The sequence below is a fragment of the Paenibacillus sp. FSL k6-2145 genome, assembly GCF_037976585.1.
Taxonomy (GTDB): Bacteria; Bacillota; Bacilli; order Paenibacillales; family Paenibacillaceae; genus Paenibacillus.
In genome coordinates this window covers 3,941,646-3,958,261 of sequence record NZ_CP150267.1, presented here as the reverse complement: position 1 = coordinate 3,958,261, position 16,616 = coordinate 3,941,646, and the positions used below count along the sequence as shown (strand labels likewise).

The following is a 16,616-nucleotide window of genomic DNA, read 5'->3' as shown; positions in this document are numbered from 1 at the left end:
TACTAGGATCAGTTGGATATCGCTCCAAATAAGGAATACGGCAGAACTACGAGTGTAAGGATGGTATGATGAAGACAAAGGTAACAATTCAGGAGATTGCACATTTTACGGGTTTGTCGAAATTCGCGGTGTCAAGAGCTTTGTCTGGAAAATCAGGAGTTAGCGATCAAACGAGGGATGTCATTCTCAAGGCCGCTGGCAAACTTGGATATTTCAAAGATAACAGCATGTTGTCTGGTGAACTGTATAACAACCATGAACTTCAAGAACCGAAGAACACACGTTCAAGCGGTACCATCTTGATTTTGTTTCCCAATGTTCGGTACCAAAATCAAGATTCCGTATACTGGGGACCCGTCTTTAACGGGATTTCTTCCAAGCTGAACCAAAAAGGGATTAATATTCTGACCTTAACGGAACCCTCAGCAGACCAGCTATTTACCCTGCTCAACCCGGATGCCATTCGAGGAATCATTACCGTTGGCTCTATCTCGACCCCGATTCTGCTTGAAATCAAACGTCTCAGTATTCCGGTTGTGATGGTGGATCATCTGGACCCTGTTTTTCACAGTGACAGCATATTCACCGATAACTTTGCATCCATGCGCGAGATCATGCTCTATTTGCTCCGCAAGGGCTTCAAAACCTTCCAGTTCGTTGGCAATATCGGGGATGCTCATAGCTTCTATGAACGCTGGATTGCTTATACTTCTGTGCTCATGGGCCATGGAATGGAGATACACCAGATTCCCGAGCTGAGTAATCAGGCATTGGATGAGTTCCGCCAGACGTTCACTTCAGTGATCAATGAGGTTAACCTGCCTGAAGTGTTTGTATGTGCGAATGATTTCTATGGGCTATACACCATAGAAGCCCTTGAGAATATGGGTATTCGTGTACCCGATCAGTGTGTTGTCACGGGATTTGATAATCTATACGACAATATCCCATTACTTGCCACAGTTAACGTGAACAAGGAGTTGCTTGGTGCGCGTGCAGTGGATCAGATGTTATGGCGCATTGCGAATCCAGAGAGCAACGTCGAGAAAAAATTAATTCTTGCTGACGTCATTATTCGTGAACAGTTTGGCAGGCATAGTGGATAAAAGCATATATGGAATAAAGCTTATGTCCACACAGAACAGCACGCCAAACACCCCTTTAACCGTATTCGTGCGGCTATAGGGGTATTTGCATTGTTGTATGTTGTGTCATGTTTATTGATTATTACATTAGGACGTAACATCATCCAGTTCTACGTGTCTGTACGCACATCATCCCACTCCTGATCCAGATAACAGATCAACCAGTTCAATGCACGGTGACGTTCATAAGCCACTCCACCATTCAGTCCAGCGGGAGGTGTTTTATCATTCACACGACTATCGACACACACCCAGTTATAACGGTATATTAGATCTGCTTCATCCAGAATCTCGCTCTTGTTACGCAGAGATGCATCGGAGAGAAAGTCGGTAAAACTATCCTTCTGTTGCAAATAACCGACATCCTTCCCTACGTTACATAACTCCGCTGGTGCACCCAATTCCTTCACATAACCAAGCGCCCACAACATTACGTGGTACGCTTCATATCCCCAAGAGAAGGAGATGATCTCCTGCTGCTCTGCTCCGTGCTGGTCGATAAACCTCTTCTCTACGGGTGAGAAAAAGGATTCAGCCTCATACTTGTCGATCACTTCCTGAACCAGTGCTGCGGTATCGTCCGCACTTTCGCCTGCTCCCAGACACTCACCCTTAAGCGCGGCAAGACATAGGGCAACCGCACGACGCGCAACTTCCTCTTTACTCCGAATCGTGATGTGCTCGTCTCCGGCCCTTGCGGGCAAGTTCGCATTATACGGAATGCCTTGTTCAGTCAACCGTTGCTCTGAACGCGCTTTACGTTGAATGCCAGACTCCGACTGGGGGCTGTCACCGTCAAGGAAACTGGTGTGCGCTGTCACCGTGTAATCCTCTACCTCAGATTCTCCATTCACATCCAGCAACAACTGGCCTTGTGCGTTCAGCAGAGATCCACCTCCCCAGAAGATAACAGCATCCAGAGCATCAGCCAATCGCAATAACTCGCCGAAGAATTCTTCCGATATGTCCTCTTCCGTCTCAATACCAACCACCATGTTCAATGTGGAACATTTGATCAGTACCTTTTCCTGGAGCGAAGCATTGCGTCCCTCAATCTGACTCAAAAATCCAAGCATCCCCTGAATCATTGTCGTAAATTCCTCAGGATGCGTCTGGCTGGTCATGATATTAAAGCCTTTGGTTTTTTTACTGAACCATTTCTTCTGAGTCACTTGAATATGAGTCTTGTCTTCCCGGCGTTTAATCGTACCCTCAGGATAAATGGATTGAATCCATTCAAACAGCTGATCCAGGTCAAACTGAGAGCTATATATCGCACAATTTCTCATGAAGTTCACCCTCTCTCTCTATATATAGTTCAACTAATGAATATTTACACTGGCACTCCGATGGCAGAATAACTTTCCGATCGCTGTTATCCCCAGATTTTTTTATTCCTTTTTTTGAAAGGGGAAATCGGGTGATAGCGTATGCTTCCGATGTAGCTTTCTTTTAGAAAGCTTTTAGGCGAACGCTCCGCTTCTTCAAGTTATTTCTGCCCTCTCCGTTATCGTGTAAATGTTCAGTTGAACATATATGACTAATCCTTATACGGATCGAATTCATTACCTCCGGCCATGGCGACACCAACGGGACGCAGCACATGGTTGATTTTCAGCGTATTCGCATGTGCGTTCAGCACGTCTTGCAGTTTCTTATACACAAACGGACTTTCGTCTGTGCCCGCTCCCCGCAGCTCAACACCATAGGCACGAATCGCCTCATGCATCTGTGCTTCGCTAATCTCGCCACCCATGCGTGTGCGCAGCTTGTAATTCATTTTGCCAGCCGCCTGGGTTCGGCTCATCGTGCGCCCTGCCCCATGTACGGTGCTGCGGAATGACTCGGTATTCTCCTCGCTGTGGATCCCTTCCACAATTACCGAGATATCCCCCATACTGCCTCCAACAAAACCGAGTTGCCCGGGTGCCAATGGCGTTGCACCTTTGCGGACCACAACTACCTCTTCACCCATGTGTTGTTCCTTCCAGGCAAAGTTGTGATGGTTATGAACGGCATATTCAGCACTTGCCCCGAGAATTCCGAGTACCTGTTCAATGACATAATCACGTCCTGCATAGGCGTATCTGCCCGCCAAAGTCATTCCATCCCAATACATATCACCCATTTCGCTGTTCAGGTCAAACAACGTAGGCGGTTGATCCATCGATTCGCCAGGAGCTTTGCCACTGAACTGACGCCCTGCGGCAAGGTTAAGGAACCCACTCGCCACTTTGTGACCAAACCCGCGGCTGCCAAAATGATTTGCGATCCACACCTTTCCCGTTGCTTCTTCCACAAAAATATCCACGAAATGATTACCACTGCCTACGGTTCCAAGTTGGTTGCGTGCGAGTGTCTTCAGCTTATGTTGTAATCCCGGTTCAATGGTATCAAACAGCTTCCAGCTCGCGTCGTCGAACAGTTCATGATCCACGGGTGTTGGATTGTTACGACCCACGCCGAAAGATATGGTCGAATTGATGTCATCCATAATCGTTACAATCTGATCCCGAATATCTTCCCACATCAGATTTGTGCGCACAGCCTTGTTGCCACAGGCAATATCATATCCGACACCTGACGGACTGATCATATTCCGATAAGCGACAACACCACCGATGGGTTGTGAGTAACCTTTGTGATGGTCGGCCATCAGAGCCACACCCAATACATCTCCATATTGCGAGCAAGTCACCGCCTGACTTACGGCGTTTTCCAGCGGCTCCCCCCAGACTTTAATGTTATCTACGATACGCATAATTGTGTTAACCTCCTATGTATTTTTTTGAATATTTCATCTTAAATTTCTATCTGTTGCTTTCCTTAGTTTAACAAAGATCAGCGTGGCTCGAAACGTTCTCTTCCTTTAGATCACCAATTAGCTACGCATTAAAAAAAGAGAGCTAGGCTCCCTTTTCTCACGGTTGATTCCTATTCACTTCTTGCTAATCTTAAACTTGAACGCCCAAGTCGCTGTGTTACCAGAATATCGGCCTCTGTTCTCGGTCACCACCACGGAAAGTGTCTTGTTGGTTGATTTGGAGAACGAAGATAGTTTGACGTTGGTGCTTTTACTCCCGTAATCGGGAATTTTGTCCTGTTCTTCGGCGATGGCCTCCAGTTTCAACGTACCTGTGGATTTCAGGTTTAAGGTAACTGACGAACCCTCTTCCAGATCTTTGCCGTTCACACTTGCTCCGATGGCCCACTCATTACCGACAGAGTTATTCTCGACAAGCTCTGCGCTCACCAACGTCACGGTTACCTTAACCGTTTTGGCGGCAGCATAGGAGGTTGGGGAACATACGGCGAATACAAGGCTCAGAACCATGAAAACATTAGCCCATTTTTTGAACACGAGAGTGCCTCCCTCTTATTCGTTTCTTTTGTTAAGACTATGCCTTATTCGCCGTGTTCCTTAAGTAATCCTTCCACTTGTGTAAGAAATTTTCACTTGAACTGTCTGTTAAAGATGCTTCCGGTAACCCTGAACCTTCTCATCCTTGAAACCCAACTTCTCATAAAATATATGTGCTTCCTTACGCTGATCGCCAGACACCAGAATCATGTAACCACAACCCAGATCCTTCGCAATCCGCTCAATCTGGAGCATTAACCTCTGCCCAATGCCCTGCCTGCGTACCTGATCCGATACAATCACATTCTCTACAACCATGAACGGTTTGCATGGCCCTACCAGATCCATACACTCAATCCCCATAACGGACCCAACCAGTTTGCCATTGTAAAATGCCCCAAGCACATGATAATGGCCATTCTGCTGTATGTAATGAAACATCTTTTTCATCTGCTGTTCATTGGTAGGCATTCCCATCAACTCATTGTATAGCTGGCTTAGTGCCGGTAAATCTTCAAGTTCGATCCCTTTAATGGTAACCATTATAACCCTCCTGATTTTGTCCTTTTTCGCATGTTTTGTCTTAAGTGAGGTCCTTTTTAAAATAATAATGACTGTGTCCAGTCGGTGCATTCTCGATCGTTGTGATCAATTGGTAGCCATGTTTCTTGTAAAATTCCGGTGCTTGATAGGAGAAAGTGTTCAACATAACAAAATCACAAGATTTCTCTCGCGCAATTCGCTCAACTTCAAGCAACAACTGTGAACCATATCCCCGATGCCGTTGTTCAGAATTCACCCAAAGAATATCAACCTCCAGCCAGTTCCAGCAAAGTGTACTAAGCACACCTGCAACAATCTCGCCCGTCTCATTTTTGATATTGAAATTCAGTTCTTCGTAACGATGCCTTAATTCCTCGCTCACATGCGCAGCATTAAATGCGATAAGTTGCTCGCGAACATACTCTGAATCCTCTGAAGTACTTGGATTAATATTTATTTGGGACATCCTCTTCTCCCCTTATCGTCATTACTCACAGCCTCATTCATTTCTTGCATATTTTAACATAAAGTCATCCCTTACAAAAATAAAAAAACGCACCTTCCATAGAGGAAGGCACGTTGATGTAACTTGCATTAGTTCACATATGCTGTTTTAAAATACGCTACTCTATTTCTCTCAGATCCACGTACACGTGACCTACACCAACTCTGCCCAGAGGGTCCGTAGCCTTCACCTCAATCCGAATAGGCTCACTACTCGTCCCCAGTGCAGTAACGTATAGTTTCTGTCCAACCATTCTGACATCTGCCAATTGTGGATCAGGAGAGTCAGCCAGTAGGATTAGGGTCGACCTGGCGTCATCTTCATCCTCAAACATAAAGGATAGGTCGATCTCAATCTCATCTCCATGAACATAAGCGGTATTACCCGCAGGTGCCTCCACCAGTACAGGGGGAGCATCATCAAAGTCATACATGTCCAAACGTTGCAGCAACGTCTGGTGTAGAGCGAAATCAGGCTCTTCTCTCAGGGGTATGGCATTGTTACTCACATCCAAGTATTGCAGATCAGACAGCCCAACAACTCCAATCGGTAGATGAACAAGCTCATTACTGTTCAGATGTAGTTCTTGCAAGGAGTCTATTCCACTCACATCCAATAAAGGAAGTCGATTATTCGCGAGATTCAGATACTCCAGCTGGTCCAGTCCTGTCACATTAATTTGCGTCAGTTCATTACGGGATAAATCAAGCCAATTCAAACGATCGAATCCAGAGGCATCCGCTTTGCTTATATCGTTTCCGGACAGATCAATTTCGGTTACATTCAATCCTTTGAATATCTCGACTCCTGTCAGATCGGAAATGCCAGCATTTCTCGCATACAATCCTCCATTGGTCTGAATGAGAGCTTCCACCAATTCATCTTTGGTCAGTGGATCATCCACATCCTTTTGCAACCAATAAGCAATCGCTCCAGCTAAATGTGGATCAGGAAATTGGCGACTTATCGTATTGGGCTGTACCTTAACCTTGAGTTGTGCCGTGATACTGGCGCCCTGGACATCAACTGCTTTGATCGTCAGCATTGTTTCTCCAGCAGCCTGTGGAACGAGTCGAATCACTTTTTCTACCACAGTGGAGGAAACAATGGTTTCCTCTCCCGCTATGACACTGAATTGCAATTCATCACCATCTGGATCACTAAAATACGTCGAGACGTTCAAGTCCAATGCGGCATGATCTAGTGTAAGTTCCTGATCAGGCAAACCACCACTAATAACCAGTGGCGCCCTGTTCCCCGTACCTGGATTGGACGGAGTGGAAGGATTCGTCGGAGTAGTTGGCGTAGATCCACCTCCTCCACCGGTGCTGCCATTTCCATTCCCTGGTGTCACACCGGAATTACCGTTTGCGTTTCCTGTACCGTTCCCTGCGTTTTTACCGCCTGAAGATGTACCCTGTACCTCAATTACCTTTCCTGGCTCATCAGGATTGGATTCCGGATTGGTGCCCCCTTGACTCGCAGCTTCATCAAGCGCTTGAATGACTTCAGTTGCGCGTAATGCGATCACGGCCATTTCCTGTCTGGAAGTAGAACGCTTCGGCGCAAAGTTTCCATTGTCCCCTTTCAAGATTCCCAACTTAACAGCCTGTTGTACACTTGGCAAAGCCCAGGCACTGATGTCGGAAGTATCCTTAAATGACAACTCTTTGGTCAAATTTAATGTTTCATCATACCCTTTAGCCTTCAGAGCCCGGATAATCGTTGTTGCCAGCTCTTCCCTTGTTACCAGACCGGCAGGACGAAACGTACCATCCGGATAACCATTCATAATTCCAGCTAATTGAAGTGCACGAATATAGGAACCATGCTCAGCGTTACGATCCAGATCCCTGAATAACTGATCTGGAAGCTGGACGGACGACAGCACGTTCAATTCCAATAGTTGAGCCAGTGTGTACGCAAGATCCCCTCTTGTTAACGTTGCGCTCGGGTTGAAATTCCCTGCTTCGTCCGCCAGAATCATCTGTTGTTCGGCAGCCCTTTCAATCGCTTGTTTGGCCCACGGCGCTGCCTGCTGCAAGTCACGAATGTTTACTGCATCGGACGCTGCATGCACTGTCCCGGACACAGTAATGACGGATAAAGACAGAAGGGCTGCAAGATAAGGCGAGACCTTACGGATCTTATTTTTCGTATGAACTTTTCGTTTGGATATTCGTGTTGACATCTTTTAACGCTACCTCCCACATGAACATAAACCCTGATGTCAGCAAAGACTCGTCAGAGTTATTTAATTATCTTCATTGTAGGAGAGACCTTGGCTTGCAAACAGTCTACAAAAGAGTAGACACTGTTTCACAAAATTATAATAATCCCCGTTGCTCCGCAATTTGAACAGCATGAGTACGACTACTCGCACCCAGCTTCGCGAACACTCGGCGAATGTGTGTATTAACAGTTCCGGGAGAGATGCCAAACTCGGCAGCAATCTGTTTGCTGGTCAGGCCCTCAGCGATGTGACCGAATATTTTTTGCTCCATCGGGCTGAGTCCCACTTCCTTTGTATCCAGCTTTGCCTCCCCTGCAGATGAGGGGCCTCTCAATCGTTTGTCTCTTGCAAAAGCAGATAATAACTGCTTCACATAAGCCATTTTCACACCATCATCGTGTATCGCCTTTGTACGACGCAGATAGAGATAGTGCTGCAGCAACTGTTTCATCTGTTCACCTTCAGCAACAAATGAACGGATATATCCTTCGGGTCCTCCCAGCACCAGAGCACGGGATAACGCCACAACACTGGCATCTGTGAATCCCTGCTTTTGCAGCATGATTGACTCTAACAGAGCACACTCTACCTGTTCAGCAAGCAAGTCCCGTTCTTCAGCCTGTTTACGGCGTCGTCTCAGTTCCTCTCGTGCATAATCATACTGCTCAAGGATGATTATCGCACGTATGCGAACCATGGAACGGAAGAACTGATCACAGCTGATCTCAGCAGCCACATCTCCTTCATTTGTAGGCGTAGCCAGAATGGTGTGGGCTGATTCCACCGGACTCATTTCAATTAAAATACGGTATTGATGTGTTTCCAGTGCTGGCTGCCAGTACTCCATATCCTTCCCAGATAATAAACCTGAGACCTGCTGAAGCAGTTTCAAGCCTTCTTCAGGTCGACTCAGTGTAAGTTCAAGTCTGGCTTTGAGTACATAAGCTGGAACGAGTAACGCAGCCACCTTGATCTGCAAAGCCACTTCAAGCGCTCGGTCCGCATAACTGATCGCTTCTGCAATTTGATCCTGTTCCATTAATATCTCACCATATCCAACACCATAGTAGGACGTTACATAGGCATGTTCAGCATACCAACGTTCCGTAATCGCTCCGAAGCAAGCTTCCCCACGCCTCAAGTAACCATTAACGCCATGGAAGCTGCGCAGGCGCATACTCTCTCTCCGATCATAGTCCATATACTGAAAGGCAATATCATCAGGATAGCCCTGATCAATGTAGGACACCAAATAATGAGCCAGCCCATCCAAATCTCTATTCAAATAGGCCATGTATGCTCGCATCACACATATAACTTGCAACAAATAACCGATGATCTCAGGTTCCAGCTGCCCTTGAAGATGCACCCGGATCACTTGTTCCAGTTCATCCAGCTGCTTTACCATCTGTCCATAAGGCATCTCACGTGCAACAAGGAACAGGTACGACATATATAATTTTGGACGTGATTTAACGATCTCCAGTGGCAAAACATCAAAATATCGCCGGAGCGTCCACCACTCTCCCATAATAAAATGGGCAAACAGCTCTTCCAGCAGTCTCGCTGCATCCTGCATATGTTGTCCGAGAATATAATGATCTAACGCTTCAGCCAGGTATCCTTGTTGCTCATACCACAGTGCAGCAAGAGCATGTAATTCATTTACTTTTTCTGTACCACAACGATCCAGCTCACGCTTTAGGAATGCAGAGAACAAATGATGATAACGATACCAGTGTGCTTCCCGATCAAGTGGAACAAGAAAAAGATGTTCCTTCTCCAATTGCCTTAACAATTGTGGGGCTTCCTGTATATCACTTAATACCTGACATAAACTGCTGTTCATTCTTCTTGTGATCGCTGTTCGGAGCAGAAATTGCTGCATTTCCGGTGACTGACGCTGGAACACCTCTTCAAGCAGGTAATCCGAAATCGTCCTCTCGCCAGTTGGTCCATGATCTTGACGAGACAGAGCTGACGATATCGAATGCATAGGGCTGACCAACGCGTTGCCACCCCATGCGTGAGATAAAGCGAGCAGCTTCAATCCGGCAGCCCACCCCTCCGTCTGCTGTACCCAACCACGCGCATCTCCCCCGGCAATATCCAATTGCATGATCTCTTGGCAAAATTCAATGCCCTCTTCTGGCGTAAATGCCAGTTCCTGAAGCGTAAATTGCTTCAATTCACCTCTCAGGCGCAGCTTTTCAAGCTTGAATGGAGGGTATGTTCGACTAGAAAGGACTAGATGAATGGTAAGGGGAAGGTTTTCAATAAAGTATTGCATCTGTTCATGAATCTCCCGCTGGGTCACTGCATGATAGTCATCCAGAATGAGCAGCGTATGTTGATTGGTCTGGGCAACACGGTTCAACAATAATATCAATGCTGACCTGGGGTCTATCGGGTACCGTTGCAAAAAATGTGGCAGTACATCTCTGCAGAGTTCCTTACTCACTCGATCCAGTGCATGAATAATGTAGAGCCAAAACTGAAGCGGGTCCTGATCTTTATCATCCAGGCAGACACAGGCTGCATGAACAGCTTCACTTCTCACCCAGCTGCCTAACAGTGTTGATTTCCCTGAACCCGCCGGGGCAGTCAACAAAGTGACTTTGGATTGGAACAATTCTTTGTGTTGCAAACTTAGCCGTGGACGGTCCATTGTATCTGCTGGCAAGGGTGGAAGTTCCAGTTTGGTTGTTAAAATCATAAATTGAAGCCAGTCCCCGTGGAGACCAGCGGTATGTTCCTGTTGCATGAGATCCTCCCGAATCAGCACCATGGTGCACTTTTTTCCGATTCATTATATGTACATTCAGATACCCTAAGTATACAAGGAACCATGACTAGGCCCCACATATTTTTGAACAGAAACAAACGATAAATAAACCCTGCACGTTGAATGCAGGGTACCATTTGCGTAGTGAAGCCATGATCCAATCGAAGCTTTCTATCTTCCTGTCTGAAGCAACTTATAGTTTACTACAATATAATTCAATCCCGATAACAGCGTAACTCCTGCCGCCAGCCACAATAAAATTACATCAACCCGCACCTCAGTCAGCAAACTAAACGGAACATTGTTCAACAAAATGGCAATGATCGCTGCCACCTGAAGCACCATTTTGATCTTGCCATATCGATCGGCTGCAAGAGCAATGCCCTGCTCTGTGGCTACCATTCGTAATGCAGTAATGACAATTTCACGTCCTATAATGATTACAGCGATCCATGAACTGATCATATTCTCCTGAACCATCATGACCAGCGCTACCGCAATCAACAGTTTATCCGCCAGTGGATCAAGCAACTTTCCCAGATTCGTGATTTGGTTATATTTCCTCGCCACATATCCATCCAATTTATCCGTACCTGCAGCTACTGCAAATATAATTAGTGCAATCATCACGCTTTGCTGATTGAGAAAACAGATCATAAACAATGGAATCAACGCGATCCTTGCCAACGTAATTTTATTTGCCAGATTCATTAGACATCTTTTCTCCCTTCATCCATGTTGGCTAAGTGACCTTTTTTCCATTTACGTAATCGGGTCCGAAAGGATTTAAAAGGAGCTACCGAATTAATCTGGATCCACTTCACCATAGCCCATCCGGGCTTGGTACCCGTCCACTGTCTCATCCCCTGTACAAATAACTCTTCTTCACTCAGTGAGTCAATCCAGTTCTGCCACTGTTGCTCTGTCTCCCGAAACAAAGAGCGCAGCTCCTCCAGCGTATAATCTGAATATTTTACGTAAAATGATTCATTTAACGGCCCCAATTGGTTCCATTTATACCCTGGTGCAGGCATATGACATTCATTTCCCAACTGCTCTTCTCTTTCCCAATCCATCACCAGGTTCATCCATCCTAACTGGTAGGCGATCATCTGGGCAGGGGTCTTATCCACACCTTCAACCCACTTATCTTTGTCGCTGTTATGGATGTCATTGAATTCAACCTCAAACAATACATAGGTGCGTCGAATCGTCTCACTTAATTCTTTCTTCGAGGCATATAGAACTCTAGGCAAGTTACTCCTCTCCCCTCGTTTCACCGTTATACATGAATCAGAAGCATGGACTCTATCATCATTTCGACTCAATTCCATAATCATCCTTTTTTTCATGAGGCATTATACTTAGAAAAAGAAAAAAGAGCAGTCTGTAATCATTACAGCCGCCCTTTACTCAACCTATTTTGCTATATCAGCATACTCCTAATCCCAATTCTATAAAGCTTCCTTAATCACCCGTTTATAGTACCACACAGACAACAGACCAAAAATCGAATATAACAATGTATAGACAATCATAACAATGACCGTAGGTGTCGCCAGCTCCGTACCAAAGAAGAACCAACCTGATTTCACGGCAAAGTAACTATGACTCAATCCCACCACAAGCGGAATACCGAAGTTAAACAACTGCTTGATCTGAATTCCACGCAACAGATTGCCTTGCGTAAAGCCGAGTTTTCGCAGAATGGTATAATTCCCCTTCTCCTCTTCGCTCTCGTTCATTTGTTTAAAGTACAGGATACATCCCGATGTGATCAAGAACGTCAACCCCAGGAACCCAACAATAAACATAATCAGTCCCATATTATTACGTTGGTTATTTCTGAACTCAATCTGGGAGAAGCTCGGTGCTTCCAACTGCAACTCCTTATATACGGCATATGCCTCTTCAGCCTGCCCCTCGTTCAGAATACGTACACCATAGTAATCAGCCCACTCGGATTTTTGCAGCTTGGGATTGAGATCCTGCCGCAGCTGCTGGTATACCTTCTCATCTACCACCGCTACAGGCGTGCCCCCAGTATAATACGTGGGAAGAACTCCAAGTTTGGTTGTTCCGATCAGTTGTTGTGCCAGCGTATGTTTCAACCCGCTCAAGACGATTGGACCTTTCTCCTGAATGGAAATTAACTGCTGAAGGGCATTTCCATATCCCATGAAGACCACTTCACCCGCTTGCAAATCAATGTTATCTACCATGTTGTCACTCAACACACTACTGAACAGGTACTGTTCCGTCATGGACTCATCCATCACTTTGTGAGCATCAATTTCAATATAAATAGGCTCTCTGTGCTTCTCTTCATATGGTATCTGTTTGTGTTTCAACTCGGCTACAAAGCGATCTTTCACATTTACCTGAGCAAAAGAGAAATCCTCTGGCAAGCTTTCCTTCGCCTGAGCCTCTGCCGAATAATACGAAATGTAACTGAGTGACAGCATGCCAATAGCAAGTGCCGATACGGTTGTAATAATCGTGAGCAGCAATGCATTGGATTTCATGCGGAACATGATTGAAGATAACGATAACACCTCATGAATGGATAGGTAGCCGTTTTTGCTTTTGCGAACCAGATTAAAAATAAAACTTACCGAACCCTTATAGAACAGGTATGTCCCCAGTATGACCGAGAACAGAATCAGGATCATCGTATACATCAACTGCTGCATATCCATTGCCTCACCGCTGAACAGCCGTGCAGACATGTAGTATCCATACACAATCAGAGCAATACCCAAGACGCCGATAATCATCTGTCCGACAGACATCTTCTGCACCTGCTGCTCCGTAGTCGCCGACACCCGAAAGAGCGAGAGAATACTCTGTCTCTTGATAAAAGTGTAGTTCATCAGCATGATAAGCAAATACATTATCGTAAAAACAATCACCGTTTGCATCAGTGCCATCGGAGAGAAATACAATTTCGTAATCGCATCCACACCGAGAATTTTGAACAATATCATCAATACCAGCTTGGACGCAAGAAACCCAATTAACACACCAATAGCCATGGAGCCAAAATAAAGAATACTGTTCTCCGCACTCAAAATACCAAAAATTCTGCCTTTCGTCAGTCCGATCAATTGAAATAATCCGATTTCTTTGCTACGCCGCTTGATAAAGATCGTATTGGCATAGAGCAAAAAGATGCCGACAATGACGATTAACAGTACCGAAGACGCGCCTATAGCCGCCGCACCTTTCGTTGAAGCAGCCACCTCATCCATGGAAGGATCATACTGTAACGTCACAAAGGAAAAATATAAGGCCACACTGAACACAAGCGCAAATACATAGAGATAATAATTCTTTAGATTTTTCCTGAGATTGCGGAAGATAATATAATTCAAGCTCATTGCTGTACACCACCCAATACGCCTTGGGTTTTGATAATATCGTTGAAGAACGATTGCCGTGACTCGTCTCCTTTATTCAGCTGGGTGTAGATCTGACCGTCTCGAATGAAGATCACTCTGCTGCAATAACTTGCGGCAACCGGATCATGGGTAACCATAATAATAGTCGCCTTTCGTGCGCTGTTCATATCACTTAACTTGCCGAGCAGATCCGAAGCGGACTTGGAATCCAACGCTCCTGTCGGCTCATCCGCAAAAATGATACTTGGATCGTGGACAAATGCTCGTGCTGCCGAAGTCCGTTGCTTCTGCCCCCCTGAAATCTCAGATGGATACTTGTCTTTCAATTCGTAGATTCCCAGTTCACGGGCAATCTGTTCAAACTTCCGGTGTGCCTCCTGCTTTGGAATGCTCGTAATCGAGAGCGGTAATAATACATTTTCCTTCACCGTAAGGGTATCCAGCAGATTGTATTCCTGAAAAATAAAGCCCAGATGATGTTTGCGGAACTCAGCCAGCTGTTTCTCCTTCATTCCAGTGAATTCCTTGCCCTCAATATCAATCGTGCCCTGACTCACCCGATCAATGGAGGAAAGTACATTAAGCAGCGTCGTTTTACCCGAACCCGAAGGCCCCATAATACCAACAAACTCTCCCTTACTTACCCCAAGATCAATCCCCTTTAGCACTTCCTGTTTATTCAGTTTATTACCATAGACTTTATGAATTTTTTTGGCTTCCAGTATCCACATATCCCACTCACTCCTCTTAGATCTTCTGCAAAATGCTCATGTCTATATCATAGGCGGAATGTGCAGTGTTATCGTGTGATTCACCGAACAAAACCAAAAAGCATGTGACATTGTTGTCACACGCCTGCAAGATGCACCATGTCGTTTTTTCGCGGAAAAGTAAGTGTGACGATTGTGCCCTCGCCAAGAGAAGATTCTACATGAATGTTCATATGAAGCGTCTGGACCACCTGACGAACCAGATACAGCCCCATCCCGGTAGCCGCTCCATCCATTCTGCCTCGGGTAGACGTAAATCCTTTATCAAATATACGCGGCAGATCTTGAGCCTCAATCCCTCGCCCGTAATCCTGAATTATTAGTATGATGTGTCCATCTTGTTCCCGACTTTCAATGAGGATGTCCGATGAATCACTATATTTCACCGCATTGCTCAACAACTGCCGGAGGATGAAGCCTAACCATTTGCTGTCAGTGAGCACGCGCGATACCATTAAAGACACATCAAAGCCAATGCCTTTGGAAATGCACCACGATTTCAGTGCTCGTATCTCGCTATTCAATACCGGTTCAAGTTCCGTCTCTTCGATGAACAGATCATTATGCATGAACGGAATACGCTTCTGATGAAGCTGTTGATCCAGCAACTGATGAATTCGTAACCATTCATATGTCATTTGGCTCTGCAGCTTGTCATCTGGCAAGCGCTCGATCATCAGTTGCAACGCAGTCAGTGGGGTCTTCACCTCATGAATCCAGGACAACATCTCGTCCTTCTCCTGTTCCAGAGCGATAAAATGATGTGACGACTCCTTACGGTACCGCTGTGTCTGGGAACTGACGGCCTCATGTACAATCTGCTCATATGGACTTTCGGCGATCTCGAGTTCTCTCAGATCATAGGTATGATCCCAGGTGCTCAATTTTTTATAGAAACGGGTCTCTTTCAGGTATCTCGCCCATATAAAAACAAGACATACCACCACATTCAGTCCTACGATATACACCACAGATTGGAATGGAATGGACGAGTCCAGGTAGGCCACCAGTAAAATAATAAGTTGCATGCTTACCAGTAGCCATAACCAACTTGCCCTTTCTCGTATGTACTTTCCGATCATGCTTCTGCCTCTTCCGTTGCCATGTACCCCTGCCCTACTTTGGTTTCAATGTAACGCTCCAAGCCGATGGGTTCAAGCTTCTTCCGTAACCGATTAACGTTAACCGTTAGCGTGTTGTCACTCACGAAATGCTCGTGATCCCACAAGCTCCGGATGAGGTCCTCACGGGTAACAATCTGATTTTTGTGCTCGACCAGCACTTTAAGGATGAACATCTCATTTTTGGTTAACAGAACAGATTCATCCCCGCAGGTCAACGTATTTTTCACATATTCAATAGCAGCACCACGCCAGGTTCGAAGTTCAATATGCTCTGTATTATAGTTGTACACCCTCCGCAAAGTCGCTTGAATCTTGGCAATCAATACATCGAAGTGAAAAGGCTTCTGGATAAAATCATCTGCACCCAAATGCATGGACATAACCATATCCGCAGGATGATCCCGTGAGGACAAAAAGATAATCGGCACATTTGAGTGCGAACGAATTATCCGGCACCAGTGGAACCCGTCATATTGGGGTAACTGAATATCAATAATGACCAGTTGCGGCTGAATTACGCTGTATTCCTGCAATACCTTTCCAAAATCCTGCACACCATACACATCATACGACCATTGGGACAAACGTTCCTTGATTTCATTGAATAATGATTCGTCGTCTTCAATGAGCATAATTTTAAACAAGAGACTTCACCACGTTTCTGATCTTCTAAGGTTGAATAAGGTGATCAGACTCCGTTGTTGCAGGATCACCTTTACCGTTACGAATCGTTCTTCCAATCGCTGATT

Annotated in this window: 14 protein-coding genes; 1 reads left to right on the top strand and 13 read right to left on the bottom strand. The window is 45.5% G+C overall.

The features are described 5' to 3' along the window. Positions 1-65: 65 nt before the first annotated feature. Entirely contained in the window at positions 66-1,106 is a 1,041-nt protein-coding gene (locus NZ043_RS17670; protein ID WP_339308994.1) for a LacI family DNA-binding transcriptional regulator, read from the top strand. A gap of 149 nt (positions 1,107-1,255) precedes the next feature. Here NZ043_RS17670 and NZ043_RS17665 read toward each other — a convergent pair whose 3' ends face one another. The 13 genes from NZ043_RS17665 to NZ043_RS17605 all read right to left on the bottom strand — a co-directional run bounded on the left by NZ043_RS17665 (position 1,256) and on the right by NZ043_RS17605 (position 16,511). Then, on the bottom strand, positions 1,256-2,434 hold the full coding sequence (locus NZ043_RS17665) for a DUF4272 domain-containing protein (RefSeq protein ID WP_339308993.1): 1,179 nt from the start codon (positions 2,432-2,434) through the stop codon (positions 1,256-1,258). Between the two features lie 251 nt (positions 2,435-2,685). After that, positions 2,686-3,906 (bottom strand): RtcB family protein, encoded by a 1,221-nt coding sequence (locus tag NZ043_RS17660; protein WP_127544562.1) that lies wholly within the window; start codon positions 3,904-3,906, stop codon positions 2,686-2,688. A 177-nt stretch (positions 3,907-4,083) separates the two neighbouring features. Next, a complete protein-coding gene (locus NZ043_RS17655) occupies positions 4,084-4,506 on the bottom strand; it encodes a hypothetical protein (protein WP_243391476.1) in 423 nt (140 codons plus the stop codon). A 108-nt stretch (positions 4,507-4,614) separates the two neighbouring features. Then, positions 4,615-5,049, bottom strand: a complete 435-nt coding sequence (locus tag NZ043_RS17650; protein ID WP_249911320.1) for a GNAT family N-acetyltransferase — start codon at positions 5,047-5,049, stop codon at positions 4,615-4,617. Positions 5,050-5,089: 40 nt separating this feature from the next. After that, a complete protein-coding gene (locus NZ043_RS17645; RefSeq protein ID WP_339308992.1) occupies positions 5,090-5,515 on the bottom strand; it encodes a GNAT family N-acetyltransferase in 426 nt (141 codons plus the stop codon). Positions 5,516-5,672: 157 nt separating this feature from the next. Next, on the bottom strand, positions 5,673-7,745 hold the full coding sequence (locus NZ043_RS17640; protein ID WP_339308991.1) for an S-layer homology domain-containing protein: 2,073 nt from the start codon (positions 7,743-7,745) through the stop codon (positions 5,673-5,675). Between the two features lie 136 nt (positions 7,746-7,881). After that, complete coding sequence (locus tag NZ043_RS17635) at positions 7,882-10,551, bottom strand: LuxR C-terminal-related transcriptional regulator (protein WP_339308990.1); 2,670 nt, start codon at positions 10,549-10,551, stop codon at positions 7,882-7,884. A gap of 192 nt (positions 10,552-10,743) precedes the next feature. Continuing rightward, on the bottom strand, positions 10,744-11,283 hold the full coding sequence (gene pgsA / locus NZ043_RS17630) for a CDP-diacylglycerol--glycerol-3-phosphate 3-phosphatidyltransferase (RefSeq protein ID WP_249911324.1): 540 nt from the start codon (positions 11,281-11,283) through the stop codon (positions 10,744-10,746). Beyond that, complete coding sequence (locus tag NZ043_RS17625) at positions 11,283-11,828, bottom strand: ClbS/DfsB family four-helix bundle protein (protein WP_339308989.1); 546 nt, start codon at positions 11,826-11,828, stop codon at positions 11,283-11,285. Before NZ043_RS17625 ends, pgsA begins: the two co-directional genes overlap by 1 nt. 198 nt (positions 11,829-12,026) lie before the next feature. Continuing rightward, positions 12,027-13,952 carry an ABC transporter permease gene (locus tag NZ043_RS17620; protein WP_339308988.1) on the bottom strand — a complete coding sequence of 642 codons (1,926 nt, stop codon included), beginning with the start codon at positions 13,950-13,952 and terminating at the stop codon, positions 12,027-12,029. Next, positions 13,949-14,704 (bottom strand): ABC transporter ATP-binding protein, encoded by a 756-nt coding sequence (locus NZ043_RS17615; protein ID WP_338592716.1) that lies wholly within the window; start codon positions 14,702-14,704, stop codon positions 13,949-13,951. Before NZ043_RS17615 ends, NZ043_RS17620 begins: the two co-directional genes overlap by 4 nt. Before the next feature lie 116 nt (positions 14,705-14,820). Continuing rightward, positions 14,821-15,825 carry a sensor histidine kinase gene (locus NZ043_RS17610; RefSeq protein WP_133384070.1) on the bottom strand — a complete coding sequence of 335 codons (1,005 nt, stop codon included), beginning with the start codon at positions 15,823-15,825 and terminating at the stop codon, positions 14,821-14,823. Further along, positions 15,822-16,511, bottom strand: coding sequence for a response regulator transcription factor (locus NZ043_RS17605; protein ID WP_091033021.1), 690 nt, complete (start codon positions 16,509-16,511; stop codon positions 15,822-15,824). Before NZ043_RS17605 ends, NZ043_RS17610 begins: the two co-directional genes overlap by 4 nt. Positions 16,512-16,616: the final 105 nt, after the last annotated feature.

Coding starts and splice junctions, on each gene's coding strand:
- NZ043_RS17670 (WP_339308994.1), top strand. CDS start 66: ATGATGAAGACAAAGGTAACAATTCAGGAGATTGCACATTTTACGGGT.
- NZ043_RS17665 (WP_339308993.1), bottom strand. CDS start 2,434: ATGAGAAATTGTGCGATATATAGCTCTCAGTTTGACCTGGATCAGCTG.
- NZ043_RS17660 (WP_127544562.1), bottom strand. CDS start 3,906: ATGCGTATCGTAGATAACATTAAAGTCTGGGGGGAGCCGCTGGAAAAC.
- NZ043_RS17650 (WP_249911320.1), bottom strand. CDS start 5,049: ATGGTTACCATTAAAGGGATCGAACTTGAAGATTTACCGGCACTAAGC.
- NZ043_RS17645 (WP_339308992.1), bottom strand. CDS start 5,515: ATGTCCCAAATAAATATTAATCCAAGTACTTCAGAGGATTCAGAGTAT.
- NZ043_RS17640 (WP_339308991.1), bottom strand. CDS start 7,745: ATGTCAACACGAATATCCAAACGAAAAGTTCATACGAAAAATAAGATC.
- NZ043_RS17635 (WP_339308990.1), bottom strand. CDS start 10,551: ATGCAACAGGAACATACCGCTGGTCTCCACGGGGACTGGCTTCAATTT.
- pgsA (WP_249911324.1), bottom strand. CDS start 11,283: ATGAATCTGGCAAATAAAATTACGTTGGCAAGGATCGCGTTGATTCCA.
- NZ043_RS17620 (WP_339308988.1), bottom strand. CDS start 13,952: ATGAGCTTGAATTATATTATCTTCCGCAATCTCAGGAAAAATCTAAAG.
- NZ043_RS17615 (WP_338592716.1), bottom strand. CDS start 14,704: ATGTGGATACTGGAAGCCAAAAAAATTCATAAAGTCTATGGTAATAAA.
- NZ043_RS17610 (WP_133384070.1), bottom strand. CDS start 15,825: ATGATCGGAAAGTACATACGAGAAAGGGCAAGTTGGTTATGGCTACTG.